Here is a 22596-nt window from a genome sequence, read left to right on the forward strand (position 1 = left end):
AGATCGCCCCGGTCGCTCGCGGGGGGCGTGCGACCGGGGCGTAAGGGAGCGCAGGGATGCGCTTAGCTTGTCGCGTGCTGCGCTGCCTGCGTGCCTGCTTGGCGCCCGAACGTGATGCAGTCGGCAATGGCGTTGCCGCCCAACCGGTTGCTGCCGTGAATGCCGCCGGTGCATTCGCCGCATGCGTAGAGGCCGGGAATGATCTGGCCGTCCGCGTTCATGGCCTGCGTGTCGACGTTGATGCGGATGCCGCCCATGGTGTGATGAACCGTGGGAACCTTGCGGCACGCGTACCACGGCCCTTCGGTCAGCTGCTGGTCGGCGGTATTGTTTGCTTTGAAACCGAACGGGTCTTCGGTTTCGCCCGCAACGACCTGGTTGTACACGTCGATGGAAGCTTGTAGCTTTGCGGCGTCCATCTGCGTCTGCTCCGCCAGGTCTTCGACGGTTTCGCCTTTCACGATATGACCGAGCGCCAGCATGTTCTCGATGGTTGCACCATTCGCGTCAGGCTCGGTTTCCGAAGGGTAGCGCACCTTGTTGACGACGATCCAGTACGTCGATTCGGGCTGCGCGAAGATGGCCTTGCACAGCGTGTCGCGCTCGGCCCCTTCGTTGACGAACCGCTCCCCGCTCTTGTTGACGAAGATGCGGTTGCGCCCTGAGGTGCGGATGTCTTCCATGAGGCCGGTGCCGGGCGTGCCGCACGGGTGCAGCTGGATGTCCGACAGCCCGACGAGTTCCGCGCCGGCTCCCTCGGCAAGCTTGAGGCCCTCTCCCTGCGCGCACGGCTTGATGTTCGTGCAACCGATGGTGTCGTCGAGCTTCACGTCGGCCCACACGCCGTCGTTGACGAGTTGGCGGTACTCGACGTTGGCACCGAACCCGCCGGTAGCCACGACGATCGATTTCGCGTTCACGGTGACGTCCTGGTTGCCGCGATGCACGGCTTTCAGGCCGGCAACGGCGCCGTTCTCGAGGACGAGCTCTTTCGCCTGGGTCTCGTGCAGCACGATGAGCTGGTCGGCGTGGTCCGCGATGAACGTTTCGAAAGCGCGGATGTAGGTGTTCCCCGACGGTGTGGCGGGGTAGTGGCTGCGCTCGCCGAGCGAGCCGGTGGCCGATCCCGTCTCGCTCTTGAACTCCACGCCGAGCGATTCCAGCCAGTGTACCGAGTCGAGCGCGTTGTCGGTCAGATAATGGATGAGCTCGGGCGTGCCCTGCTCGTGTCCCCCTTCGTAGGTGGTCTCGTAGAACAGTTCGACGGAGTCTTCGATGCCCTGCTTCTGCTGGCGTTCCGGATCGACCGCGTTGAGCGCGCCTTCCGAGACGTTCGTGGATCCGCCCGTGATGCCGCATTTTTCGACCACGACCACCTTGGCTCCGGCTTGCACGGCGGAGATGGCGGCCGTCAGACCCGCACCGCCTCCGCCGATGACGCATACGTCGGCGTCGTAGGACGGTTCGATGCTGTCGTCCGGGCCGGGGGCCTGCGCAAGGGCTTTCGCCGCATCCGCTTGCTCAGCGCAATCCTTCACGCCCTGCTGGAGGCACATGCTGGACAGGGTGGCGCCGGTGACGGAGTCCACATTGAGCGTTTGGTACTCCATGATCTCGTTTGACAGGTTTTCGAGCGCCGACGCGCCGACGCCGAGCGATTCCTGGCTCGTGCTGGTGTCGATGGCGGTGATGGCGTTCTCCGAAAACGTCACATCGATGGTGAAGGGGGCGTTGTGCCCGGTGACGTTGGCGGTGTACGTGCCCGCCTTCCATCCTTGCGCAGCCGCGCCGCCCGTGTTCGCCGGCGTGCACCCTGCAAGGCCGAATCCCATCACGCCGCCGCAAGCGCCGAGGAACGCCGCCCCCTGCAAGAACGTGCGTCGATTGATGCCGCCTCCCTGAAACAGCGCCGCACCGCTTGCGGCCCCTCGTTTCGCGGTCTCTTCGATCAGGTCATGGTACCGTGAATCCTTCATGTACAACCCCTCCTTCGCCCACGACGTGCGGGCATTCGGTGTTCCCTACGGGTCGAAATCGTAGGGCGAGGGAGGGAGGAGGTGCTAGACGCAAAGGGTACCCAGCGGTGTCCAAAAGGTACTTTCCTGCTACTTCCAGGTGCGGTCGGGTCCGGCGGCGGGATTGGTGGGGTGGTGCGGGGCCGTCGGGGCTTGGGGCGGAACGGGGGCTTCGGGGCCGCGGGCCCAGGGGTCTTCCTTGGCGTCCTGCTGCGCGTACTTCATCCAGGCGTCTTCCTGACGCGCTTCGGCGATCCAATCGTCCTTCGACTTCGACAGCACGCTGCCGATCAGGCAGGTGATGCCGCACAGGATGCCGCCCACCACGAACGCGATCCAGCTGATGTAAAAGCCGCCCTGGCCGTCGCGGATGAGGTCGCGCAGCTCGTTCTTGTCGAAGCCGTCCCAGCCGCCGACCTGGTCGAACAGCGGCACGAAGCCCCATACGAGGAACACGATGGTGGCCAGCAGCATGATGACGCCGCAGACGACGCCCATGATGCGGTCGGCGCGGATCTGCTCGGGCGTCTTGACGATGGCGGAGGCGGGCAGGTCGGCGCCGAGGTCCTGGCGGTGCGCGATGTAGGTGAGCTCGGATAGGTCGTACTTCGATTTCTGCATGCCGGCCCAGATGAGGATGCCCACGGCGATGGCGAGGATGAACATGAAGGGGGCGATGGCGAGCTCTTCGAGCGAGACGCCGCCCACGAGGATGGTGCCCTCGTCGGGCGTGAGGCCGATCAGCATGATGACGTCGAGCAGGATGATGCCCACGCCGAGCGCGGTGAGCAGGGGGAAGCGCCGGCCGAAGCGATCGAGCGCGGCGTCCGAGTACCGCGGCTCGATGGAGGGGTTGCGGCGCTTGAACTCGCCGTGGCTGAGGCTGCCCATGACGAGGAGCACCACGCCGATGACCACGCACGACAGCAGCGCGACGGCCTGCAGGTTCCCCGGCCATCCGAGGGCATCGAGCAGCCCGTTCAGGCCCACGCCTACGAGGATGCACGCCACGCCGGCCACGACGGACAGGTTGAAGCGGTTCATGTGCGCGTCGTAGCGCTCGGTGTCGCCTTCCCGCGTCACGACGACGCTGCCGCGCATGAGGTCGTCGAGTTTGACGTTGAACAAATCACACAGCACGAGGATCTTGTCCATCTCGGGGTAGTTCGTGCCGGCTTCCCACTTGCTGACGGTCTGACGCGACACGCCCAGCTGCTCGGCGAGCCCTTCCTGCGTGATGCCGTAATGCTGCCGCAGGTATACGAGGTTGTCGGCGAAGCTCATGATGGTCCCTTCTCAAACGTTGTTTGCATGATACCCGAAGCGTCGGCCCTTGCGGCTGCGCTTCGACGGTTCCCATCATGCGGTTGCACGCCCGCGCGTTCTACCAACCTGGCGGTGCGTTTCGCTATTTTTCGCGCACGCTCAGGTTGCGAAGCCTATTGAGCTGGGATTTTGTAAAACAGGTTTCAAGTTCGTGCAAAGTCCGCGTGCGGGCTCACGCGGCTTGGAGGGGGCGGCGTACAATGGCGGCATACGATGGATTTTCAAGGAGGCCTTTCTGATGATCAAGCTTATCGCCAGCGACATGGACGGCACGCTGCTCGATGGGAACCAGTGCGTGCCCGACGGAACCTACGACCTCATCCTGCGCCTGCGCGACGCGGGCATCCGATTCGTGGCCTCGTCGGGGCGGCGCTTCGACACGCTGAGCGAGCTGTTCGAGCCCGTGGTGGAGTGCATGGACTTCGTCGCATCCAACGGTGCGCAGGTTATCATCGAGGGCACGCTGGTCGATCGCGAGGTGTTCTCGCACGCGGCGCTGCGTCGGCTGGCGCACACCTGCAACCTGTTCGACACGCTGCATCTCGCGCTGTTCGACGAGACGCGCAGCTACCTGTTGGACGACGAGGCGCGGTTCGAGCGCGAGGTGGACAAGAACCTGCCGAACCCCGTGCGCGTGTTCGACGTGCCGTCGCCCGAGGTGAACATCCTGAAGGCCTCGGTGTACTGCGACGAAGGGGTTATGGACATGGCGTATGCGCTCACGCGCGAGCTGGAGGCCGACTTCGTGTTCGCGCCGTCGGGCAACAAGTGGATCGACGTCATGCAGCGCGGCGTGAACAAGGCCACCGGCATCGAGCAGGTGATGGCGGCTCACGGCGTGCGAGCCGAGGAAGTGATGGCGTTCGGCGACTCCATGAACGACTACGAGATCCTGCGCATGGCAGGCACGAGCGTTGCCATGGGCAACGCTCGCTCGGCCATCAAGCAGATCGCCACGAAGGTGATCGGGACGAACGTCGAGCACAGCGTCCAGCGCGAGCTGCGCGCCCTCCTCGACATCATGGGGTAGAAGGCGGCGAGCTCGGTTCGCCTTTGGCGGAGCGCTTGCATGCAGAACGAGGCCTTTCGGCGTGCCCGCAGCAGGGAGCCGGAAAACCTTGGCGCACCGGGCTCCGCTCCCTTTCCGATCCTACCCGTTCACGACAAATTCGCTGGTGGGGATGCGCTCGGTTGCGTGGCGGTCGGGGCTGGTGGGGTCGCAGGCGGCGTGCCCGACGGCCAGGATGTTCACCGGTTCGAGCGACGGGGGAAGCGCGCACGCCTCGCGTACGACGGCAGGGTCGAAGTTGCAGATCCACACGCTGCCCAGGCCGAGATCGGCGGCGGCGAGCATCAGGTGGTCGGTCACGATGGAGGCGTCCACTTCGGCCGACGACCAGCCGTCCACCCGTCGCTTCCATGCCCGCTGGGCGTCGACGCACACAACGAGCGCGAGCGGCGCGCCGTGCAAGTTGGCCGCTTCTCCCAGGTGGGCGAGGCTTGTCGCGCTCGTTGCGCAGACGATGCGCACCGGTTGGCGGTTGGCCGCCGTGGGCGCGACGCGTCCCGCTTCCACGATGGCGTCGATCAGCTCTTGGCTGACGGGGGCGGGCTGGTAGGCGCGGATCGAGCAGCGCTTTCGTGCGAGGTCGAGAAACGACATGGAGTGCTCCAATCTCTCGGGTTGGGGTTCCGGTGTTCGGTCGCCTTTCATCCTACGCTTTGCTATCTTCGGAACAAGTAGACACTTTTTTGGAATATACTACCCAAAAAGATAGTATTGGACGGCAGGTCGAGCGACGCACCGAGCGACGCACCGCACGACGCGCGAGTGCCCTGCCGAATGCTGCATCGAGCGAAAGAGGCTGCGCATGAAAACCTGTCCGAGCGCGTACCATTGCCCCGTGGAGGCCACCATCGATATCGTGGGCGGCAAGCACAAGGTGCTGATCCTGTGGCACCTGAGCAACGCGCGCGTGCTGCGCTTCGGCGAGCTGCAGCGCAGGATGACGCAGGCCACGCCGAAGATGCTCACCCAGCAGCTGCGCGAGCTGGAAGCCGACGGCATGGTGCATCGCGAGCTGTACCATCAGGTGCCGCCCAAAACCGAGTACTCGCTCACCGAGCGCGGGCGGAGCTTCGTCCCCATCCTCAACCAGATGTGCGCCTGGGGAAAGGTCGTGCTGGACGACGCGGACGCCGCGACGTCCGCCGTCCCCGCCGCCCCCGCAGCCGTTCCCGCCGCGCCTCCCGCGGGTTGACCGCGCCTGCCCGGCGCGGTATGCTGGGCGACGCTGTATCCGCCTCAACGAGAAGGCACGCATGAAACTCTGCAGAGTAACGGCTCCGCGCATGATCGCCGATGAAGCATCGCACGGAGCACCGGGACATACTCATCGGCATCGATAGGCGCGCTGCCCGGGTCAGGCACGCCTCCTCTTCGATGCCGGCATGACGGAATCCTTTGAGCGCCGCAGGTGATGATTCATCTGCGGCGCTTTTTTGCGCGCAGCGTCGGACGCGCCGGTCGCGTCCCGCTCGCATTCCGCATTCCGTTTCCCGAATTCTCAGAGGTGAGCAACCGTGTCGAAAGCACCTACCGAACTCGAATCCAACGTTCCTCTTTCCTTTACCGAGGGGCCGCTGTTCCGGCAGCTCCTCGCCTTCGCGCTGCCGCTCATGGCGGTGAACCTGCTGCAATACGTGTACCAGGCGGTCGACATGGTGGTGGTCGGCCAGGTGATGGGCGCGGTGGGGCTCGTGTCCATCAGCAACGCGACCAACGCCACCTTTATCGTGAACGCGTTCGTCATCGGCCTCACGGCGGGCGGCGGCGTGGTGATCGCGCGGTTCGTGGGCGCGCGCGACGTGGCCGGCCAGCGGCGCGCGTACGCGGCCACGATCGTGGTTGCGCTGGCGGGGGCGGCGGCGATCGCCGTGCTGGGCACGATGCTGGCGCGTCCGGCGTTCACGGCCAACGCCGTGCCCGAGGCGGCGCTCGACGGTGCCTGCGCCTATACCGTGGTGCTGTGCTGCGGCTCCGTCGGACCCTTCCTCATGAACGCTGCGGCCGCCTTCCTCAAGGCGCAGGGCGACGCGCGCACGCCGTTGGCGCTGGTGGGGGTTGCCCTGCTCGTGAACGTGGCGCTCGACCTCGTGCTGGTGGGGCCGGCGGGCCTCGGCGTGGTGGGGGCGGCGTTCGCGACGGTCATCGCGCAGAGCGTGGCGGCGGTCGGCGCGCTCATCGCGGTGCGTCGGCGCTTTCCCGGCGGGCGTCTGGCCGGCGCGTTCTCCCGCGGTGCGCGCGGCGGTGCGCCGCTGCGCGCGAGCGTCGGCGAAGTGCTGCGCGTGGGCGTGCCCTCCGCCGTGCAGATGGCGGTGGTGAACCTGTCGCACGCGCTGGTCACCGGGCTGTTGAACCGCTACGGGACCGACGTGGCCGCCGCGGCCGGCGTCGGCCTGCAGATCAGCACCATCGCGGGGCTGCCGTGCTGGGCCATCGGCCAGGCCATCACCACGGCGGCCGCGCAGAACGCGGGCGCGGGCGCATGGGGTCGGGCGCGCGACGTGGCACGCCTCGGCGCCACGTTCAACGTGAGCGTGATCGTGGGCGTGCAGGTGGTCGTGCAGCTGCTGGCCCCGCTGATCGCGAGCGCGTACGGCCTGACGGATCCCGCTACGCTCGACATCGCCGTGCTGTACCTGCGCATCACGTGCAGCGTGAACGGCCTGTTCTATGCGGCCATGTACAGCTTCGATTCGTTCGCGCTGGGGGCCGGCTCGCCTCGCCTCGTGCTGGTGAACTCGCTCATCGACGCGTTCGTCGTGCGCTTCGGCTTGGCGTTCCTGCTGAGCGGCGTGCTGGGCTTCGGCTACGTGGGCATCTTCGTGGCGCAGGCCGCGTCGCCCGTGATCCCGGCCCTCGTCGGCGCCCTCTACCTGCGCCATTGGACGCGCACGCGAGGCGCGTAAGGGGAGGGCCCCAAGCCGTATTCGATCGGGCGACGGCGGGCGGGGGCGTACCGCCCGCCCGCCGTCGCGCCGTTAGCGGCGGTTGAAGGGCTGGAGGGTGGCGGGGAGGCCGCCTTCCATGATGAGCTTCGGCTCGCCCTCGATGAGCGGCTGGAAGTACGCGATGGCTTCCGGCGTGATGCCCTGGTAGTTCGGCAGCATCCACTCGTCGGGGAAGCGCTTGACGAAGTTGGCGAACTCGCTGGCGGGCCCGGCGAACACTTCGGCCTCGTAGCGCCCCTCGGCGGCAGCGGCGGCGTTGCGGCGGATGCCCACCACCTGGCCGGTGAACGCGGGGTCGGCGCTGCGCATGTGGGCGCTCAGCCCCAGGTCGTACGCCTCATTCACGTCCACGAGACTCTGGGCGAAGTTGCTGGAGCGCGCCGCGCGCGAGAGGTCTTGCACCACGCCGCGCGGCACGATGCCGGCGTCGACGATCATCTGCTTGAGCGTCTGCCCGGCTCCGCCCAGCACCGCGTGGCAGAAGCCGTCGTTGGCCGCGTCGCCCGCGGACAGGTAGGTGCCGTCGGCGTAGCGCGCGCCCTCCGATACCACGATGTAGCATGCGCCGGTCTCGTCGAGCTTCGCGCGCACCGCGGCCAAAAACGCGTCGCGCTCGAAGTCCATCTCGGGCAGCACGAGCAAGTCGACGTCGCCGGTGACGCAGCAGCTGGCCGCCAGCCAGCCCGCGTCGCGGCCCATGGCCTCGAGCACGAACACCTCGGGGCGCGTATAGGCGTCGTAGTCGAGCCGCGTGGCGTGCGTGATCTGGCAGGCCACCTTCGCGGCGCTCGGGAAGCCGGGGCAGTGGTCCACCGGCACCAGGTCGTTGTCCACGGTTTTGGGGATGCCGACGAAGCGCTTGCCCGGCGCGTTCTCGGCCGCCCATTCGGCCAGCGCGTCGACGGTGTCCATCGAGTCGTTCCCGCCGATGTAGAACATGGTGTCGATGTCGTGGGCGTCCATCACGTCCGCGAGGCGGCGGAAGTCGGCTTCGTCGTCGCGCTTGAGCTTGTAGCGGCACGTGCCCAGCGCCGACGAGGGGGTTTGCTTGAGCAGATCCAGGTCGCGGCTCGAAAGGTCGGTGAGGTCGTACAGTTGGTCGGCCAGCACGCCCTCGATGCCGTGGATGCCGCCCAGCACGCGGTCGTACAGGGGGTTCAGCTGGTTCGCGCGGATGACGCCGGCCAGGCTGGCGTTGATGACGGCGGTGGGCCCGCCGGATTGTGCAACAAGGCAGGTGCTCATGGGTCGATGCTCCTGTTCTCTCTGATCGCGTTGGCGCATGCGCCTTAGTATGAAGGTGGCCGCAGCGTGCGGCAAACTTTTTCTTGCCTTCTCCACCGGAGTATCGTAGGATACATACCGTTGGTATGTATTCACGTGTGGAGAGGAGGGTCGATGGCTCGCAACAAGCATCCCGAGGAGACGGTGAACCGCATCCTCGACGTGGCCCTCGCTCTGTTCTTCGAGAAAGGATACGACAACACCAGCATCCAGGACATCATCGATGGGCTGGGCGGCCTCACGAAAGGCGCGGTGTACCACCACTTCAAGTCGAAGGAAGACATCCTGTCGGCCGCCCTCGACCGCGACAATGCGGCGCTGTACGGCGAGCTTCGCCGCATCCGTGACGACGGCAGCATGAACGGAGCCGAGAAGCTGCAAGCCCTGTTCGCGGCTTCTATCGCCGGACCGCAGATGGACCTGTGGGCCAACGCCGCGCCCGATGTGGACCCGGTGAAGAACGCGCGTCTGCTGGGCATGCAGTACCAATCGGTGTTCGACGAGACGGTGCCCGACTTCGTGCAGCCCATCGTGGAGCAGGGCGTGCGCGACGGCAGCATCGTCACGGATTACCCGCGCGAGTTCAGCGAAGTCATCGTGCTGTTGGCGAACTTGTGGGCCAGCCCCATGTTCCGTGCGTGCACCGCCGAGGAGCTGCGCACGCGCATCGACTACTACATCGACATCGTGAAAGCACTTGGCGGGTTGTCTCTGGCGGAGGACGGGCTCGCATGCGTCCTGGAAGGGTACCGCAGTCAATTCCATGAAAGGTTCGATGCCGTGAACTCGTAGATAATGCGAACGAATGTTTCACGTGAAACATTCCGGTATACCGAAGAGGCAGGCGAGGGGAGGTCGAGCTAGGCTTGGATCTCGCCCGAAGCTCCTGAGCGCTCTTCGCGCACCGGAACCGCGGTTGCTTGGCAACCTTCTTTTTTATCCAATATACATACCAACCGAACGTATGTAAATGAAAGGAACCATCATGAACACATTGCTCAATCGATCGTTCGTCTCGGTGATATTCGCGCAGATCGCCTCGCTGTTCGGCGATGCGGTGCTGCGCTTCGCCCTGCCGCTGTACGTGCTGAACCAAACGGGGTCGGCGGCGCTCATGGGCGCGGTGTCGGCCTGCGCCTGGATTCCCTACATCGTGCTGACTCCCATCGGCGGGGTGGCGGCCGACCGCGTGAACAAGCGGCGCATCATGGCGGCGCTCGACGCGATCTTGGCGGTGACCTGCGGCGCCTTCCTCGCGCTCGACGGCGTTATCGATCTCGTCGGCCTGTCCATCTGCGCGCTCATCATCCTGTACGCGGCGCAGAGCGTCTACCAGCCCACCGTGCAGGCGGCGGTGCCGTTCATCGTTCCGCGCGAGGGCATCGTGCGGGCAACCGCCATCGTCAGCCAGATCAGCGCGCTGTCGGGCCTCGTGGGCCCCGTGCTGGGCGGCCTGCTGTTCGGCCTGTTCGGCATCGAGCCGGTGGTGTTCGTGTCCGGGGTGGCGTTCGCGCTGTCGACGCTGGTCATCGTTGCTTTCGTGCGCATTCCCCGCGATGCCGTCGAGCGCAGCTCGGTGGGCGTGGTGCGCACCGTGGTAAACGACATCGCAGAAAGCTTCTCGTTCCTGCGCCATGAGCGCACGGTCATCCTCAAGGTCATCTTCCTCGTCGCCGGCATCAACCTCACGTTGACGGCGTTCATCCTCATCGGCGCCCCGGTGACCATCACGCAGATACTCGGGCTGCCGAACCAGTACATGGGCTTCGCCGAGGGCGCCATGGCGCTGGGCGGCTTGGCGGGCGGCATCTCGGTGGGCGTGTTCGCGAAGCGCTTGAAGCTGAGCAGCGCGCCGCTGTTCCTGCTGGTGTCGGCGCTGGGACTGCTGCCGATCGCCGTGGTGCTGGGCGTGCCGATGGGCGCGATGGCGGCGTACGGCATGGTGGTGGCGGGCCTGTTCGTGTCCATGGCGTGCGCGACGATGTTCAGCATCCAGGCCATCTCGTTCGTGCAGCTTGAAACGCCCGGCCATCTGGTGGGGAAGGTCATCGCGCTCACCATGTCGCTGTCGAACTGCGCCCAGCCCATCGGCCAGCTCGTCTACGGCGGGCTATTCGATACACTGCGCGGAAACCTCGTGCCGGTGGCGGTGGGCACGGCGGCTGCCGCGTTCGTCATCGGGCTGATCACGTTCCGCGTGCTGAAGAAGGGCCTGGCGGATCTGCCGGCGACGAACGACGCCGTGGCGGACGATGCGCTCGAGGTTGCGTGACGCGGAAGCGAGCACCCCGGCTCCCCGTTCGGCGCACGATGGCCGAAAGAGCTGGGGTATGTGCTGCCGACACGCGATTCGCGTCCTGGTGCACAAAAACAGGCGACGTGCGAACCTCGAAGGCCCTCATAGTCGATCGCAGGGTCGGGCTTCGGCATGCATACCTCGCCCGATGGACGGACTCACGGCTACGACCTGGGATTCTCGCGAGGCGACGCGGCGTGTCCCCGCTCAACAGCATCGGGAGGTTTCGCACGTCGAGGATTTTTGTGCAAAAAGCGCCCGATCGCGATCCTTTCCCCGCGGACAAGCGTCTCGGGGAAGGGAGGGGCAAGACAAAAGCTTTCTGCGGAACGCCGCTTTGGCTGCGGAGGCGCTACAGGTTCGCGTCCATCTCGAACGACAGGCGGGAATCCTCGGCCCCTGCCATGACGAGGTCCTGCACGAGGGTGCGCGTGTCGGCCAGCAACTCGTCCATGAAGGCGCGGTTCGCTTCGGTGAAAGCCGCGGTCAGCTCCTCGCCGGAGAGGCCTGCGCTGGACGCGTCGGTGGCGACCACGAACGCGTGCGCTTTCTGGCGGCTTGCGGCGAGGAAGTCGTCGACGGGCTTCGCCGCCAGCGCGTAGCGGCTCTCGGCCAGCATCCCCAGCGTGCGCAGCAGCCAATACGCGCTGTCGCCCTCGGGGCGCTCGCCGGCGCGCTCCCAGGCGGGGTGCGCGGCCGAGGCGTTCGCGAAGAACGGCACGAACGGCGAGAACGCCGTGGTGGCAAGCGCCACCCAGTGCACGCCGGCGCGCTCGGGCGGCAGGTTGGGGCGCACCTGCAGGATGTGGCCCTCCTGCGTGCGCGACAGCGAGACGGCGCGGTAGCGCGTGCGGCTGCGCTCGTCGCCATCCGAGCCGAGCGGGTCGAACGCCGTGCCGTTGTAGTGTGAGCTCAGCAGGTACGCCACGTCGTCGACGCCGATCAGGCGGTTCGCGCGGCGGATGAACGGCAGGTCGAGGTCTTCGGGCTGCTGCACCGCCTCGGGCGTGAGGTAGCGCTGGCCGAACCACACGCGCGGCGCGTTGTAGTGCCGGTCCTGCTGCGTGTACGTGCCGAAGATGCGGCGGAAGTCGAAGGTGCCCGGGCGCGGGTTCAGCCGATTTCCGTCGACGAAGGCGCGGATGCCGTCCGAGGTCATGAAGTCGTCGGAGGCGAAATCGACCTCTTGGATGGAGATGCGGTTCGCGCACACGGCATACGCGTCGTCGGGGATGCGCTGCGCCGCCCACTGGTGTCCCGTGGCCAGCTCCAGGTACCACACTTCGTCCGCGTCGGCCACGAGGATGCTGTTGCTCTCGGCCGACCCGTGCGCGGCCACGATGTCGCCGATGCGCTGCACGGCTTCGCGCGCCGACGCGACGAACGGCAGCACGACGCTGAGCAGGGCGTCTTCGGCCAATCCGTCCTCCACCAGGGGGTCGAGCGCCAGCACGCGCTCGTTGGCGTACGTGCTCTCGGTGGCGCTCATGGCCACGCCGGCTGCGTTGATGCCGGCTTCCTCGTACAGCCCCTCGCTCGGATCGCCCTCGGGCGTGGACGTGTAGCGCAGGGCAGCGCCGTCAAGCTCCATCGTGAACCCGTTGCCCGCCGACACGAACTGCTCGCGCGTCCAGCGGCGCTCGGGCACCACGGTGAACCGCTTCGGCGCGCAGGCGCGCACGTTGTCCTCGGTGCGCGCGATCATCGTGGAGCCGTCGAGCGAGGCCGCCTTTCCCACGAGGACGGACGTGCAGGCGCAATGGGTTTGACGAGCCATGGAAACCTCCTGGTCGAGGGGTGGGCGCCGTGCGGGCGTGCCTTCATTCTACGCCTATTCCGCCAGCGCGAGCTTCGTCTTCACGATGCGCCGCACCGATTCGTCGATGCGCGCTTCCGTCAGGCGGCCGTCGTGCACGGCGTCGAGCACGCCCTGGTAGGTGGCGACGAAGTCCTCGGGCATGAGCACGAGGTCGACGCCCGCCTCGAGCGCTGCGACGCCCACCTGCTCGGGGGCGACGTCGCCCACGGCGCCCATGCCCATCGAGTCGGTGATGATGAGGTTCTGGTAGCCCAGCTCGTCGCGCAGCAGGTCGGTGACGATGGCGGGGTTGATGGAGGCGGGCGTGTCGTCGCCCGTGGCGTTCGGCACCGAGAGGTGGCCCACCATGATGAACGGCACGTCGGCCGCGATGGCCGCCTTGAACGGGACCAGCTCGAAGGCGCGCAGCTCGTCGAGGGTTTTCTCGGACACGATGGCTCCTTCGTGGCTGTCGCCCGCCACGCCGCCGATGCCGGGGAAGTGCTTGGCGCTGCACAGCATGTTCGCGCTTGCGAACCCTTTGACCTGCGCTTCCACCATAGTGGCCACGAGCTGCGGGTCGGTGCCGAACGAGCGCAGCGCCATCACGTCGACGGCGGGGTCGCCGCAGATGTCGGCGTCGGGGGCGAAGTCCACGTTGAAGCCCAGGTCGTGCAGGTACGTGCCGATGGTGTGCGCGACGTCCTCGGCCGCCGCGGGGTCGCCGGCGGCGCCGACGTCGGCCATGTCGCCCACGTTCTCGATGGCGAAGCCGGGGTTGCCCGCGATGCGCGTGACGGTGCCGCCTTCCTCGTCCACGCAGGCGAACAGCGGCAAGCCGACGGCTTTCTCGGAATACGCCTGCGCGTTGGCCAGCATGGTGGCGGTCTGGTCGGGGTCCAGCAGGTTCTTCTGGAAGTAGGCGATGCCGCCCACGGGATAGGTCTGCAACGCCTCCTCGGTGGCGGGGCCGGCCTGCGTGGCGGTGTCCACGCCCGTGATGGATTCGGGGCGCACGATGAACAGCTGCGCCACCTTCTGCTCGAGGGTCAGGGAGGCCACTTTGTCGGCGGCGCGCTCGTCCAGCGTGGGCTCGTGCGGGGCCGCGGGGGCGGGCGTCGGGGCTGCGGCGTTCTCGTCGGGATCCGACGGCGTGCCGAACTCGGTCGAAGGCTGCTCGGGAACGGCTTCCGGCTGCGAGGCGACGCACCCCGTCAACGGCGCGAGCAGGCACGCCGCAAGCGCGCAGAGAACCAACCAACGTGAACGCATGCATCCCCCTTTGTCCTCGTCAAACCGGCGCGCCGTGCAGCGCGCCAAGCTCTCAGTATAGGGCGGGGCGCCGGCGAATCGCCGGTCATGATGCCGCTTTGAAAAAGGGTTGAAGCTCGCCGGTAACGTGGCGAAGCGGTCGCCGTCGTGCGGTGCCGCGCCGCGCTAGTCCGCGTCCGCGACGACGCGCTAGTCCACGCCGCGCAGCTGGGCGCCCGGCACCACGGCTTGCAGCTCGGGCAGCAGGGCGCGCAGGTCGTCGGGATCCCAGGCGTGGAAGCGGCCGGTGCCGCCCAGCACGCTTTCCGCGTCGATGAAGCTTTGCAGGTGCCACGCCCGCACGCCCTGCACCCACGCGGCCAGCGCGCGCAGGTCGTCGGCGGTGTGCAGCTCGCGCACCACGGTGGTGCGCACCTCGTAGGGCAGGTCGCCGGCGCGCAGGAAGTCGAGGGACGCCTGCACCGGCGCGAGATCGAACGCGGGCACGCCGACGGTTTCGGCGTACCGCTCCGGCGCGTTCTTCACGTCCATGGCCACGCAGTCCACGAGGCCGGCCTCCACGAGGGCGCGCAGGCGGTCGGGGAAACTGCCGTTCGTGTCGAGCTTCACCGCGAATCCCCGTTCGTGCACGCGGGCGCAGAAGTCCTCGATACCGGGCTGCAGCAGCGGCTCGCCGCCCGTGACGCACACGCCGTCGAGCAGCCCCTGGCGCTTGTCCAAAAACGCGAAGAACTCGTCGAGCGAGACGGCGTCGGCGCTTGCGGCCGTGGTCGCCTCGTGCGCCGCGCCGCCCGTCACCAAGTCGGCGTTGTGGCAGAACGGGCAGCGGAAGTTGCAGCCCGGCGTGAACACCGTGGCCGCGGTCTTGCCCGGGTAGTCGAGCAGCGTGAGCTTCTGCAAGCCGGCGATGCGCATGGTTACGCCCCCTCGTTCGCGCGGCGGGGGCCCGAGCGCGCCTTGCCGCTGAGCTCGTCGATGTCGATGGCCCACACGGCCGTGTGCGGCCCTTCCAGCTCCATCGCACGCCCGATGCCGTGCTTCGCTTCGGGCACGTACTTCATGCACAGGTTCACCAGCGCGTGCTTGAACTCGCCCACGTCGGACACCTCGCGGATGCGGCCGAACGCCATGACCGACTGGAAGCTCGTGGTGAAGTCGCCGTCCTCGAAGAACGCTCCGACGCCCGTCACCGCGGTCGCGCACACGCGATTGTCGCGTCGGAAGTCCGCCGCCTTGTGGCCGCCTTCGTTCGTGGCGTGGAAGTACAGCGCCTCGCCCGTGCGCACGAAGGAGAGCGGCACGCCGTAGGGCATGCCGTCGTCGTCCACGGTGGACACGGTGACGAACTCCGCGGCGTCGAGCACGGCCAGCGCCTCGTCGCGCGACATCGCCCGCTCAGCGCGGCGCAGGGGAAAATGGGTCATGGCAGCTCCTTCGGATGCGAAACCTGCAGTGCGTTCGGCCTCCCATCATAGGATGTTGCATCCGTCCACGCAACGTGCCGTTTGGACGAAGGCCCCGGAATACGACGTCTTCCAGGGCCTTCGCTTCTTCGCATGCTGCCGCGTTCGCTACGCTTTGGCGTGTGCGGCAGCGTTTTTGCCGGCGAGGTAGCCGCCGTGAGTGCACAGGGCGATGGCCATGGCACCGGGATAGTAGTCGCCCCAGTATTCGCGACTGCTCGATATTCCCGCTGCGTACAAGCCGGGGATAGGCTGGCCGTCCGCTCGGATTACCTCGAAGTCGCCGTTGGTTTTCACCCCTCCGGCAATGGCGCGGATGATGCTATAGGCGAGCACCCCGTAGTAAGGGCCTTCCTTCATGGGCGTCAAGAAGCTCGCCTCCTTGCCGAACGCGGTGTCCTCGCCGCTTTCGCACAGTGCGTTGTACGCGTCCAACTGGGAGGCCAGTGTGTTCGCATCGACCTCGATCAGCTTCGCCAGCTCTTCGATCGTGTCGGCTTTGTATGCCCGTATCTTGCTGTCGCCTTTCTCGGTTTTCAACAGGAGCTCGTCCATGACCCATACCTTGCGGGCCACGGCTTCGTCCATGATGGCCCAGCCGGCGCAGGGACGGTCGGGGTCCATGAAGTACTGATGCTGCACATGGTTGTTGGGGGCGTCTTCGCGTACCTTGCGCTCGCCGTGGTAATCGACCAGCATGCACTCGAAGGGGAACTGGTCGAACGGTTGGCCGCACACGGGTTTGTTCTCGGGTTCGAACGCAAGGCTGCCGCTCATGGGCTGCTGCGATTCGTACACGGCGGCTCCGGCTTCGATGGCCAGTTCCATGCACGTTCCCGTGTTTCCCGCACCCGTCGAGGTGATGTCGTGGATGGATTCGGGGGAGTACGTTTTCACCATCTCGGGGTTGCGCCCGTAGTCCCCGCTGCACAGCACCACCGAGGAGGCGCGGTAGGTCTTCACGCCGCGCGGCGTTTCGCACACCACGCCCGCCATCGCATCCCCCTCGAGGATGAACTTGGTCACCCCGGTGTTCATGAACACGTCGACGCCGTTCGCGGCGCAGGCTGCTTCGAGACCGCGCATCAGCGCCTCTCCGCCCTTGGCCAACGGCTCCTTCGAGCCGAGGCGGATGGGGATGTTGTTGCGCAGCATGCCGGTGGAGGCGGTGGGCATGAGGTTGCCGTTCAGCCCCACGGAGTATTCGAAGCCGACATCCACGAGGAACTCCATGACCTCGGGGCTTGCCTCGCACAGGTCGCGCACGCGTTCGACCGTGGGATACTCGCACGTGGTGACGGCGTTTTCTATCCATTTGGCGTACATTGCCTCGACGTCGTCGGGAGTTGGGGCGATGTACGTGATGCCGCTCGAGAAGACGGCCGTGCCAAGCACCCCCTGCTTTTCCACGAGGGCGACGTGCGCGCCTTCCCGCGCGGCCTCGATGGCGGTGCACAGTCCCGCCAGCCCTGCGCCCACCACCACGACGTCGTACGAGAATTCCTCGTCCTGCACTTCGACGGGGATCTTCACCTTGCGCATGGCGTCGGCGTCGCCACCTGCCTGAGAAACGCAATCAGCGATGGCGTCGATGACCGCGTAGCTGGTCAAAGTGGCTCCGGACACCACGTCGACGCCGAGCGATTGAGTGTCGATCACGTTCGCCGGGATGGTCGCGTACACTTCCTCGCAGATGCCCACGCTTTGGTTCTCGTCGAGAATCTCGATGTCGATGATGGACGACTCGTCGAAGGTGGTCGACAGGTAGACGTAGCCCGCCATGCCCTGTGCGGCCGCCCGATACGTTCCCGGCTTGAAGCCCGATTGCTCCGCAACGGCCTCCTGGGTGCATCCTGTTGCGACTCCCATGAAGCCGGCTGCGGCGGCGATGCCGGCGATTCCGGACATCCCTACGAAATTCCTCCGAGTAATGGTGCTCATAGGTACCCCTCTCTCCTTTGATCGTGTTATCGAGGCGGGGTCCACGTTAGCGTGGATGATGGTCATCACCGCAATGGATGAATTCAAGAAAACGACTGGATGATCGGCCTTTTTCAGACGGTCCAATCGGCGAACGTCTGATGCAGCTGCTCCTTGGAATGTACGTCGACCTTGCGGTAGACGGCGTTCACGTGGGTGCGCACGGTACCTTCGGACAATCCGAGGAGCCGTTCGATCTGCCCTCGCGTGCAGCCGTCGAGCAGAAGCGCGAGGACCTCCTCCTCGCGTGCGGAGACGCCGTGGGCGGAAGCGAAGCTGTGGAGCGTCCTCGATGGGATTGCGGCGCTGTCGTCCGAATCGTCGGATTCGCAATGGGCTCGACGTTCGGCTGCACCGAAAGAACCGACGGAGCCGATGGAGGGCAGGGCGATGGCGATCACCGTCACGCATAGCAGCACGTACACGATGCCGAGCACGAGGTCTTCTTCCCCGATGCCGAACGAGGCCGTTCCGGAAAACAGTAGAGAGCCCGCGACGTTGAACAGGCAGGCGATGCCGTTGATCCTGAAAGGCGGGATGCGCAGCTGACGCACGCATTCCATGAACGTGATCCATATGATCGCCCGGCAGAACAGCTGGCAGCCCATGGTGATGGCCGCCACCGTGGGGCCGCCGTCCGGCGCGGTTCCCAGATGCGAGGCGGTCATCTGCAGTCCGGCAAGCACCACCACGAGCGCGAGGGCGCATTTCACCTGGCTGGGAAGGCGGCGCGGTGCAACGAAGATGAGCAGGGTGAGCGTCGCAACGATCAGGCAGACGAGCGGAAGCGAGCCGTCGATTTGCGCGAGGTACCCTTCGTGCAAAAGCCCCCAAGGGCCGATGCTGCTCAGCGACCTGAGCGATGACGCGAGCACCATGGCGAACGAAAGCTGCAAGAGCATGAGCGCGGTTCCGAAAAAATTGCGTGCGTCGTAGGCTCTCGGCATTCCGCCGTCTTGCGGACGTGACGCGATCGCGCTCTCGGCCTCGTTGTCGTCTTCGGTTTTCGCCTTCGCGCCGTCGCGAGCTGCCAAGCGCTCGGAGGCGAACAGGCACAGGCCGCTGGCTGCGGGAGCGATGGTGCACGCGATCAGCTGGACATCGAGCGAGCCGTAGAAGCTCAATGCGCTTGACACGGCGCACTCGCCAACGATGCCGACCATGGTGGCCAAGGCCGCCCATCGAGAGGGGAGCTCGTGAATCAGCCTGATGAACAGGGGCACCGAAAGGAGGAGAAACCCAATGCCTGCTGCAAAAGCGCCGAGCGGCAGCAGGGTTGTGGAGCTCAGCAGTGCCGTATCCGCCGTTCCTTGGCGCGCCGAAAGGGCTATGATCAGAACGAGCGGGGACAAGCCGATGCCGACCAGAAGCCCTATGGCTCCTTGACGACGTTCGAGGGGGCGGGCGAGAACCACGAACAGCAGGGCGCTGGCGAGTCGTCCCCCTATGTACCAGTCGCTGAGTGTCGTGCCGTATTCGCCGCTTGGGTCGGGTATGAGAAGCGCACTGTATCCGAAGAGGTTGCTCCATATTCCGACAAGCATGATGCCGCAGACGAGGAGAGCTACCCGAACGCACGTATGATGACGGCGGAGCGAAGCGTCCGCCATGTTGTCCGAATGGTCTGTCTGATTCATGGTGCCGGTCCCCTGACGAGATGCGATCTCTCCGCTCGCCATTCTAGCATAGTCCGTTGCGTGCAGAGCAGCCCTTGCCGCTCGCCGAATGGTTCGACGCGGAGCGTCTGCAAAACGGCCCTCGCGGTGCTTTGTTCTAAACGCGCAGGTCGCTTTTCGTAGAGCGCCGTCGAGCGCCCGCGCAAAACCCCAGATGGCAAAACCTACCATATATAGTTGTGCTTTGTGGTTGTATCTTCAACATGTGGGTGACAGTCATTGACTGACCCCCACGACGCTGGTAGGGTGTGGTCTACCGCAAACGAGGCGCGGCCCAACTGCCCGAGGCCGCATAAACGAAGCGAATCCACAGCAAAAGGAGCGAGCATGTACGAGGTTCAGAAGCGCGACGGCAAGATCGCGGAATTCGATATCGCAAAGATTTCGAGCGCCATCGCCAAGGCGTTCGACGCGTTGGAGAAGCAGTACCATCCTTCTACGATCGACCTGTTGGCCCTCAACGTGACCGCGCATTTCGAACCCCGCATCAAGGACGGCATCGTCAGCGTCGAGGACGTGCAGGACAGCGTGGAGGAGGTGCTTTCCACGGCCGGGTACGCCGACGTGGCGAAGTCCTACATCCTGTACCGCAAGCAGCGCGAGAAGGTGCGTAACGCCAACGCGACGCTGCTCGACTACAAGGATCTCGTGGACCAGTATGTCAAGGTGGAGGACTGGCGCGTGAAGGAGAACTCCACGGTCACGTACTCCGTCGGCGGCCTGATCCTCTCGAACTCGGGCGCCATCACGGCGAACTACTGGCTCAGCGAGATCTACGACGACGAGGTGGCGAAGGCTCACCGCAACGCCGACATCCACCTGCACGACCTGTCCATGCTGACGGGCTACTGCGCAGGGTGGTCGCTCAAGCAGCTCATCCAGGAAGGCCTCGGCGGCGTGCCGGGCAAGATCACGTCGAAGCCGGCCAGCCACCTGTCCAGCCTGTGCAACCAGATGGTGAACTTCCTCGGCATCATGCAGAACGAGTGGGCCGGCGCCCAGGCGTTCTCGAGCTTCGACACCTATCTCGCGCCCTTCGTGAAGGTTGACGACCTGTCCTACGAGGAGACGAAGCAGTGCGTCGAGTCGTTCGTGTTCGGCGTCAACACGCCGTCGCGCTGGGGCACGCAGGCGCCGTTCAGCAACATCACACTCGACTGGGTGTGCCCGGCCGACCTGCGCGATCAGCCGGCCATCGTGGGCGGCAAGGAGATGGACTTCACCTACGGCGACTGCAAGGCCGAGATGGACATGGTGAACAAGGCGTTCATCGAGATCATGATCGAAGGCGACGCGAACGGCCGCGGCTTCCAGTACCCCATCCCCACCTACTCCATCACGAAGGACTTCGATTGGAGCGAGACGGAGAATAACAAGCTGCTGTTCGAGATGACCAGCAAGTACGGCACCCCGTACTTCTCGAACTACATCAACTCCGATATGGAGCCGTCCGACGTGCGCTCCATGTGCTGCCGCCTGCGCCTCGACCTGCGCGAGCTGCGCAAGAAGTCGGGCGGGTTCTTCGGCTCGGGCGAGTCCACGGGCTCCATCGGCGTGGTCACCATCAACATGCCGCGCCTGGCCTACCTCGCCACCGACGAGGCCGACTTCTACCGTCGCCTCGACCATCTCATGGACGTCTCCGCGCGCTCGCTGCACACGAAGCGCGAAGTGGTCACGCGCCTGCTCGACGCGGGCCTGTACCCGTACACGAAGCGCTATCTGGGCACGTTCGAGAACCACTTCTCCACGATCGGCCTGGTGGGCATGAACGAAGCGTGCCTGAACGCCCAGTGGCTGCGCGCCGACATGACGCAGGAGCCGGCGCAGGCGTTCACGAAGGACGTGCTCAACCACATGCGCGCCCGCCTGGCCGACTACCAGGAGCAGTACGGCGATCTGTACAACCTCGAGGCCACGCCCGCCGAGAGCACCACGTACCGCTTCGCCAAGCACGACAAGGAGCAGTTCCCCCAGATCATCACGGCCAACGAGCAGGGCAAGCCGTACTACACGAACTCGTCGCACCTGCCGGTGGGCTTCACCGACGACGTCTTCAGCGCGCTCGACGTGCAGGACGGGCTGCAGACGCTGTACACGTCCGGCACCGTGTTCCACGCGTTCCTGGGCGAGAAGCTGCCCGACTGGAAGGCGGCCGCCACGCTCGTGCGCAAGATCGCCGAGAACTACAAGCTGCCGTATTACACCATGTCGCCCACGTACTCCGTGTGCAAGAACCACGGCTACATCGCCGGCGAGGTGTACGAGTGCCCGTGCTGCCACGAGGAGACCGAGGTGTACTCGCGCATCACCGGCTACTACCGTCCGGTGAAGAACTGGAACGACGGCAAGTCGCAGGAGTTCGCCGACCGCGTTGAGTACGACCTGGGGCATTCGCATTTGACGCGCGAAGGCTCCGTGGCCGTGACGGCCGCGGCCGAGACCGCCGGACAGGCGGGCTCGCACGTAACGGTTCCCGTCGCGGAACCCGCCCCCGACCACAGCACGCTTCCCGCGGGCCTCTACCTCGTCGCCACGCGCACGTGCCCGAACTGCAAGTTCGCCGCGGCCGAGATGGATGCCGCCGGCATTCCCTACGAGGAGCTGCTGGCCGAGGAGAACGTGGAGCTCGCTCAGCGCTACCGCATCATGCAGGCGCCGACGCTGCTGTCCGTGTCCGCCGACGGCTCCGTGGACGTCATCCCGGGTGCCTCGGCCGTGTTCCAGCGCATCAACGCGATGAAAGCGCAGGTGACCGCCTAACCACTGGCTTCGGCCGGTTTGAAACCGGGGCGCACCCGTCACCACACTCGCGAACGAGCCACCAGCACACCAGCAGCAAGCGCCCAGCAATCTCCGGGGCCGGATCGAAAGATCCGGCCCTTTTTTCGTTGTGCGGGAGTTACGTTTTTGGAGAGGGCCCAGCCTGCCCCTCAACGATTTCGGGTGGCTGCGACACGAGCGAGAGAGACTTGGACGGCCGCGGGACCGTTCCCGAGCGAAGTTCCCGAGTTATGCACCCTTGTGTCATCGAAAGCTCCCGAAAAGCGCCCGGTTCCCGAGTTATGCACCCTCGCGATGCCCCATGTGCGACGCCTTGCTCGCACGGACGACTTTCGACCTGGGGTTATTCCAAACTTTCGCGCGCAAGGCACTCGATGGAGGACGATTAGGTCTGCCATGAGGGTGCATAACTCAAGAACCGGACAGCTGTGGCGACGATGCGATGGTCGGGGCGTATTGGGAGATCGGCCGCCAGATCGTGGAAGCGCAGGGAGATCGCGCCGAGTACGGCAAGCACCTGATGGAGTACCTGTCCGAGCGGCTGACGACGGAATTCGGGAAGGGGTTCACCGAGCGTGCTCTTCGGCACATGTGAGCTGGTCCCACTATCGTCTGCTCATACGTGTGGAGGACGAGAGAAAGCGCTTGTTCTATATGCGCGAAGCCGTCGATCAGCGGTGGACCGTGC

17 protein-coding genes are annotated in these 22596 nt (G+C 65.8%); 7 read left to right on the forward strand and 10 right to left on the reverse strand.

The features are described from left to right. Positions 1-62: 62 nt before the first annotated feature. Positions 63-1976 (reverse strand): flavocytochrome c, encoded by a 1914-nt coding sequence (locus H8S61_RS08065; RefSeq protein WP_186938616.1) that lies wholly within the window; start codon positions 1974-1976, stop codon positions 63-65. Positions 1977-2105: 129 nt separating this feature from the next. Continuing rightward, positions 2106-3299 (reverse strand): helix-turn-helix transcriptional regulator, encoded by a 1194-nt coding sequence (locus tag H8S61_RS08070; RefSeq protein WP_160941374.1) that lies wholly within the window; start codon positions 3297-3299, stop codon positions 2106-2108. A 280-nt stretch (positions 3300-3579) separates the two neighbouring features. Here H8S61_RS08070 and H8S61_RS08075 point away from each other — a divergent pair, with 280 nt between their 5' ends. Beyond that, a complete protein-coding gene (locus H8S61_RS08075) occupies positions 3580-4371 on the forward strand; it encodes an HAD family hydrolase (protein ID WP_154332867.1) in 792 nt (263 codons plus the stop codon). Between the two features lie 120 nt (positions 4372-4491). Here H8S61_RS08075 and H8S61_RS08080 read toward each other — a convergent pair whose 3' ends face one another. Then, positions 4492-5004 carry a nitroreductase family protein gene (locus H8S61_RS08080; protein ID WP_186938617.1) on the reverse strand — a complete coding sequence of 171 codons (513 nt, stop codon included), beginning with the start codon at positions 5002-5004 and terminating at the stop codon, positions 4492-4494. A gap of 208 nt (positions 5005-5212) precedes the next feature. On the opposite strand from H8S61_RS08080, the gene H8S61_RS08085 reads away from it, so the two are divergent. Further along, entirely contained in the window at positions 5213-5602 is a 390-nt protein-coding gene (locus tag H8S61_RS08085) for a winged helix-turn-helix transcriptional regulator (RefSeq protein WP_160941371.1), read from the forward strand. Positions 5603-5924: 322 nt separating this feature from the next. Further along, the gene (locus H8S61_RS08090; protein ID WP_366458091.1) at positions 5925-7313 is read left to right on the forward strand and encodes an MATE family efflux transporter; all 1389 of its coding nucleotides are present in this window, start codon (positions 5925-5927) and stop codon (positions 7311-7313) included. A 72-nt stretch (positions 7314-7385) separates the two neighbouring features. Here the strand turns inward: H8S61_RS08090 and H8S61_RS08095 are convergent, their stop codons facing one another. Next, positions 7386-8600, reverse strand: coding sequence for a diphosphate--fructose-6-phosphate 1-phosphotransferase (locus tag H8S61_RS08095; protein WP_186938618.1), 1215 nt, complete (start codon positions 8598-8600; stop codon positions 7386-7388). Between the two features lie 153 nt (positions 8601-8753). Here H8S61_RS08095 and H8S61_RS08100 point away from each other — a divergent pair, with 153 nt between their 5' ends. Then, entirely contained in the window at positions 8754-9431 is a 678-nt protein-coding gene (locus tag H8S61_RS08100) for a TetR/AcrR family transcriptional regulator (RefSeq protein WP_186938619.1), read from the forward strand. 193 nt (positions 9432-9624) lie between these two features. Continuing rightward, complete coding sequence (locus tag H8S61_RS08105) at positions 9625-10911, forward strand: MFS transporter (RefSeq protein WP_186938620.1); 1287 nt, start codon at positions 9625-9627, stop codon at positions 10909-10911. A 376-nt stretch (positions 10912-11287) separates the two neighbouring features. Here H8S61_RS08105 and H8S61_RS08110 read toward each other — a convergent pair whose 3' ends face one another. The 6 genes from H8S61_RS08110 to H8S61_RS08135 form a co-directional block, all read right to left on the reverse strand. Next, positions 11288-12712 carry a C69 family dipeptidase gene (locus tag H8S61_RS08110; RefSeq protein ID WP_186938621.1) on the reverse strand — a complete coding sequence of 475 codons (1425 nt, stop codon included), beginning with the start codon at positions 12710-12712 and terminating at the stop codon, positions 11288-11290. Positions 12713-12766: 54 nt separating this feature from the next. After that, positions 12767-14005, reverse strand: coding sequence for a glycoside hydrolase family 3 protein (locus H8S61_RS08115; RefSeq protein ID WP_186938622.1), 1239 nt, complete (start codon positions 14003-14005; stop codon positions 12767-12769). Positions 14006-14194: 189 nt separating this feature from the next. Beyond that, complete coding sequence (locus tag H8S61_RS08120) at positions 14195-14920, reverse strand: anaerobic ribonucleoside-triphosphate reductase activating protein (protein ID WP_160941365.1); 726 nt, start codon at positions 14918-14920, stop codon at positions 14195-14197. Between the two features lie 2 nt (positions 14921-14922). Further along, on the reverse strand, positions 14923-15429 hold the full coding sequence (locus H8S61_RS08125) for a pyridoxamine 5'-phosphate oxidase family protein (protein ID WP_186938623.1): 507 nt from the start codon (positions 15427-15429) through the stop codon (positions 14923-14925). A 147-nt stretch (positions 15430-15576) separates the two neighbouring features. Then, on the reverse strand, positions 15577-17376 hold the full coding sequence (locus tag H8S61_RS08130; protein ID WP_186938624.1) for an FAD-dependent oxidoreductase: 1800 nt from the start codon (positions 17374-17376) through the stop codon (positions 15577-15579). Between the two features lie 146 nt (positions 17377-17522). Beyond that, entirely contained in the window at positions 17523-19085 is a 1563-nt protein-coding gene (locus H8S61_RS08135; RefSeq protein WP_186938625.1) for a helix-turn-helix domain-containing protein, read from the reverse strand. 366 nt (positions 19086-19451) lie between these two features. Here H8S61_RS08135 and H8S61_RS08140 point away from each other — a divergent pair, with 366 nt between their 5' ends. Together H8S61_RS08140 and H8S61_RS17835 are read left to right on the forward strand one after the other, a co-directional pair. Next, the gene (locus tag H8S61_RS08140) at positions 19452-21887 is read left to right on the forward strand and encodes a ribonucleoside triphosphate reductase (RefSeq protein WP_186938626.1); all 2436 of its coding nucleotides are present in this window, start codon (positions 19452-19454) and stop codon (positions 21885-21887) included. A 463-nt stretch (positions 21888-22350) separates the two neighbouring features. Beyond that, positions 22351-22503, forward strand: coding sequence for a DUF1016 N-terminal domain-containing protein (locus tag H8S61_RS17835; RefSeq protein WP_244977578.1), 153 nt, complete (start codon positions 22351-22353; stop codon positions 22501-22503). Positions 22504-22596 lie beyond the last annotated feature (93 nt).

Origin of the sequence: Eggerthella hominis (assembly GCF_014287365.1) — a bacterium.
Lineage (GTDB): Bacteria > Actinomycetota > Coriobacteriia > Coriobacteriales > Eggerthellaceae > Eggerthella > Eggerthella guodeyinii.

Coding starts and splice junctions, on each gene's coding strand:
- H8S61_RS08130 (WP_186938624.1), bottom strand. CDS start 17,376: ATGTCCGGAATCGCCGGCATCGCCGCCGCAGCCGGCTTCATGGGAGTC.
- H8S61_RS08085 (WP_160941371.1), top strand. CDS start 5,213: ATGAAAACCTGTCCGAGCGCGTACCATTGCCCCGTGGAGGCCACCATC.
- H8S61_RS08105 (WP_186938620.1), top strand. CDS start 9,625: ATGAACACATTGCTCAATCGATCGTTCGTCTCGGTGATATTCGCGCAG.
- H8S61_RS08095 (WP_186938618.1), bottom strand. CDS start 8,600: ATGAGCACCTGCCTTGTTGCACAATCCGGCGGGCCCACCGCCGTCATC.
- H8S61_RS08140 (WP_186938626.1), top strand. CDS start 19,452: ATGTACGAGGTTCAGAAGCGCGACGGCAAGATCGCGGAATTCGATATC.
- H8S61_RS08075 (WP_154332867.1), top strand. CDS start 3,580: ATGATCAAGCTTATCGCCAGCGACATGGACGGCACGCTGCTCGATGGG.
- H8S61_RS08100 (WP_186938619.1), top strand. CDS start 8,754: ATGGCTCGCAACAAGCATCCCGAGGAGACGGTGAACCGCATCCTCGAC.
- H8S61_RS17835 (WP_244977578.1), top strand. CDS start 22,351: ATGGTCGGGGCGTATTGGGAGATCGGCCGCCAGATCGTGGAAGCGCAG.
- H8S61_RS08070 (WP_160941374.1), bottom strand. CDS start 3,299: ATGAGCTTCGCCGACAACCTCGTATACCTGCGGCAGCATTACGGCATC.
- H8S61_RS08125 (WP_186938623.1), bottom strand. CDS start 15,429: ATGACCCATTTTCCCCTGCGCCGCGCTGAGCGGGCGATGTCGCGCGAC.
- H8S61_RS08135 (WP_186938625.1), bottom strand. CDS start 19,085: ATGAATCAGACAGACCATTCGGACAACATGGCGGACGCTTCGCTCCGC.
- H8S61_RS08065 (WP_186938616.1), bottom strand. CDS start 1,976: ATGAAGGATTCACGGTACCATGACCTGATCGAAGAGACCGCGAAACGA.
- H8S61_RS08110 (WP_186938621.1), bottom strand. CDS start 12,712: ATGGCTCGTCAAACCCATTGCGCCTGCACGTCCGTCCTCGTGGGAAAG.
- H8S61_RS08080 (WP_186938617.1), bottom strand. CDS start 5,004: ATGTCGTTTCTCGACCTCGCACGAAAGCGCTGCTCGATCCGCGCCTAC.
- H8S61_RS08120 (WP_160941365.1), bottom strand. CDS start 14,920: ATGCGCATCGCCGGCTTGCAGAAGCTCACGCTGCTCGACTACCCGGGC.
- H8S61_RS08115 (WP_186938622.1), bottom strand. CDS start 14,005: ATGCGTTCACGTTGGTTGGTTCTCTGCGCGCTTGCGGCGTGCCTGCTC.